This is a genomic window from Anabaena sp. CCY 9402-a, from assembly GCF_963920945.1.
In the GTDB taxonomy this organism is placed as follows: Bacteria; Cyanobacteriota; Cyanobacteriia; order Cyanobacteriales; family Nostocaceae; genus Trichormus; species Trichormus minutissimus.
Map to the genome: position 1 here is coordinate 1 of NZ_CAWUDL010000156.1, position 4,247 is coordinate 4,247.

Below are 4,247 nucleotides of genomic sequence, written 5' to 3' on the forward strand. Positions count from 1 at the left end.
GAGCAGTTATCTATTTTATTTATAGTATTTTATCATAACCACTCTAGGAGAGCCAAATATTTTAAAGCTAGAAAGATTGTTTGCGACATCAGAAACAAAAATTTAAAATATAGATCACTTAGAAATAGTAGCTGAACTAATTGATGAAATAGGAATAGTTGAAATAATCAAACAAAGACCAATAATTATAACCAGTTGCCAAGAATTGATCTAAGCAGCATTATTTTTAAATGCTCTCAGATCAATTCTTGTAATTAGTACCAAGCCTTATTAAAGACTAAAAGAGACAAAAACATTTTCATCGAAATGATCAATCAAAATGATGCCTTCTAGCCAGTTATGCGTTTCCTCCGTAGAAAACATTATCTGCAAGACCCAGACCGTTGTTGTAGTTATCTAGTGCAGAATTAATTACACTACCAGGATCGATGGGATAGAGAACATTGGTGTTGGATTTGTAGGGACTTGGTAAACTGGAGGCACTGGAAATGCCGTGATTCCAATAATCATCAGCCCGTGGGCTACTGATACTGCTACCAGTCATTTGGTTCAACGCACCATCACCCTTCTTATCACCATTTTCATCTGGAGTGAAGGCTTGCAACCAATTGATACCCTCGTTGATGTAGTATCGAGCATCTTTATCGTGCGGATTGGCGGTATCAATGGGGTTGCCAGTAAGATAATTCAACCAACTAGCAACCAAAGAGCGACCTATATCGTACCGTTTATCTCCGTTGGGATGTTCTGAGGCATCAACAATTTGGAGTGCCTGGTTGCGGCTATAGAAGATGGTATTTTCTCCCGCGTCTGTTTTACCATTGCGGTTGTAGTCACCGATGAGTAGCCCTACACTATAATGTCCGCTTATAGGATCAAGCACTTTTCCAGGTTGTGCAGAGTTGGTATAAGGTGCGAATAAAAGATCGCTGTCGGGGAAATTGGCTGCTGTTTTTTCTGAGGGTTCATTGCCTTGAATACCATCCCAGAATTTTTGCCACTTTGTGTTCTGCCAGAAGCCTGGAGTTCGCACACCAGGAGCTGATAGGACGTTAGAGACTGGAACAATAGTATTAGTATCAGTGGCAGTGTTGTTGTTGGGGTTGGTATCAGTGAAACCAGTGGGAGCAGTGACTGTAGCAGTGTTGCTTAGAGAAACAGTTGGTGGTGTGACAGGTTTCTGGACATCTAAATACTGAATTTTGAATCTGTCTTCTGGTGATGGATCTTCTGTCCAAGCCGCAATTACTAGAGTATTACCAACAATGTCACTGGCATTGATATCTGCCCAGCGATCGCTACTACCCCCTAGGTTGACTTCTGTGAAGCCAAAACTGTTGAGAATCGAGTCACTTAAGGTGATGTGATTATTGAATGGATTGTTAAAGTTACCAATCCACACAGAAACATCACTGTCATTCATGACGTAATCAAGGAAGGCACGATCAACAATGACAGACTCGGAGAATTCAAACAGAATGTAGTTGTTCTGCCCTACATTATCCACACGATGCAATCCGCCAGAGCCATCTCCTTCGATGTTGTCCGTGACACCTAAGCCACCTGTATAGCTACCTAGATAAGCATTGCTCCAATTACCCGCACTGTCACGAGCGAAGGCACTGGTTTTGACGGAAATGCCGTCCTTCGTGAACGTCCGAATATTTCCATGACTTCCACTTGTGTGACTATTGCCAGTGAAGTTAAAAGTGCTGGTTGGAGAATTGCTGCTGGAGCTAGGAGGCACAGCGTTGGCAGCGACTGTAGCGTTTACCGTATAGGTGATGCTACTGCCTCCTGTCAGGGTCACGGAATCGTTGATGTTGCCTGCACCACTGGTTTGATTGCCACTCGCACCTCCAGTTGCCACGCTTGTCCAAGTAACGTTAGTCAGATGACTGGGGATGATATCGCTCACTAGGGCATCAGTAGCGGTTATCAGACCATTGTTATTGACTACGATGGTGTAGGTAATCTCCTGTCCTGGAGTGACTGTTGTTAAACCGTCGGTTTTGGTAATCGACAGGTCGCCGATATTTTTGATTAGTCCTGCATCAATGGTGAAGTCATCGGTCGTTCCGACTGCGAATTGAGCCGTTGTTCCGTTGACATTGACAACATCACTATCAGAGACATCGTTACCTACATTGGCGATGGTGAATCCATCGAAACCAGTGGGTTCAACAAATTGAATGCTGTAGGTGCTATTGGCGTTAACAGTGAATTGGTAGAGACCATTGGCATCGGTGGTTGTTGTTCCAACTTGAGTACCAGCTTGGTTAAATAATTTGACATTGACTCCTGCAACGCCGGATTCACCTGTATCTTGAACACCATCTCCATCAGCATCGTACCAAACGCGATCGCCGATTTTGACAGTAGAGACTGGAACAATAGTATTAGTATCAGTGGCAGTATTGTTGTTGGGGTTGGTATCAGTGAAACCAGTGGGAGCAGTGACTGTAGCAGTGTTGCTTAGAGAAACAGTTGGTGGTGTGACAGGTTTCTGGACATCTAAATACTGAATTTTGAATCTGTCTTCTGGTGATGGATCTTCTGTCCAAGCCGCAATTACTAGAGTATTACCAACAATGTCACTGGCATTGATATCTGCCCAGCGATCGCTACTACCCCCTAGGTTGACTTCTGTGAAGCCAAAACTGTTGAGAATCGAGTCACTTAAGGTGATGTGATTATTGAATGGATTGTTAAAGTTACCAATCCACACAGAAACATCACTGTCATTCATGACGTAATCAAGGAAGGCACGATCAACAATGACAGACTCGGAGAATTCAAACAGAATGTAGTTGTTCTGCCCTACATTATCCACACGATGCAATCCGCCAGAGCCATCTCCTTCGATGTTGTCCGTGACACCTAAGCCACCTGTATAGCTACCTAGATAAGCATTGCTCCAATTACCCGCACTGTCACGAGCGAAGGCACTGGTTTTGACGGAAATGCCGTCCTTCGTGAACGTCCGAATATTTCCATGACTTCCACTTGTGTGACTATTGCCAGTGAAGTTAAAAGTGCTGGTTGGAGAATTGCTGCTGGAGCTAGGAGGCACAGCGTTGGCAGCGACTGTAGCGTTTACCGTATAGGTGATGCTACTGCCTCCTGTCAGGGTCACGGAATCGTTGATGTTGCCTGCACCACTGGTTTGATTGCCACTCGCACCTCCAGTTGCCACGCTTGTCCAAGTAACGTTAGTCAGATGACTGGGGATGATATCGCTCACTAGGGCATCAGTAGCGGTTATCAGACCATTGTTATTGACTACGATGGTGTAGGTAATCTCCTGTCCTGGAGTGACTGTTGTTAAACCGTCGGTTTTGGTGATCGACAGGTCGCCGATATTTTGATACACCCCTGCATCCAAGGTGGTGTTATTTTCTCCGGAAGTCAGGGTGACTATCTGAGTTTTGCCAGTGCTGGGATTAGCATCGGAGTCTAAAACATCATTAGTACCTGCATCAGCTTGGGTAAATTGATATCCCGCAGGTAGGTTAGAGAATTCGACTTGATATTGTTGTCCTGGGGTTAGTTCTGTGAAGCTGTAGTTGCCATTGGCATTGGTGGTTGTGGTGACGCTAGTATCTCCGATGCCATTGATAATACCATCTGATCCCCCACCGATCAGGGTAACAGTTACCGCACCTACGCCTGCTTCCCCTATATCTTGAATGCCGTCGTTGTTGACATCGTTGAAGACGAAGTCTCCTAATGAAGCTGTTTTGTAGAAGCCGGCATCAATAGTGGTGTCATTTTCTCCGGGGGAGAGGTTGATGATATCTGAGAGTAATCCATCACTATCAACTGCATCATCACCACCAACGTTAGCGGGACTGACGCCGTTAAAGTCGTTGGGTTGGACGAATTGGACTTTGTAGTCTCCTGGTTGCAGGTTGGTGAAGGAGTAGAGTCCGTTGCCATCTGTGCTGGTTGTGGCAATGAAATTACCTGCTGCATCTAAGAGGTTGACTGTGGCATTACTAATACCCGCTTCCCCTAAATCTTGAATGCCGTTGGCATTTTTGTCTTCAAAGACAAAGTTACCCAAACTAGCTAGTTGTACTAACCCGGCATCTAATGTGCTGTTAAATTCTCCACTGGTTAAGGTGACTGTTTGAGTTAACCCTGTGGTGGTGTTGGCATCACTATCTAATGTGTCGTCGCCACCTTGGTTGGGAGTCGAGAAGACAAAACCCTCTGGGGCTGTGAATTGGACTTGATAGTCACCG

The 4,247-nt window shown here is 44.9% G+C and carries 1 protein-coding gene; it reads right to left on the bottom strand.

Translation table 11 applies throughout. The features are described from left to right. Positions 1-337: 337 nt before the first annotated feature. Positions 338-4,247 (bottom strand): SdrD B-like domain-containing protein (locus ACM0OR_RS27740; protein ID WP_414579623.1); only part of this gene is annotated, 3,910 nt, incomplete at its 5' end.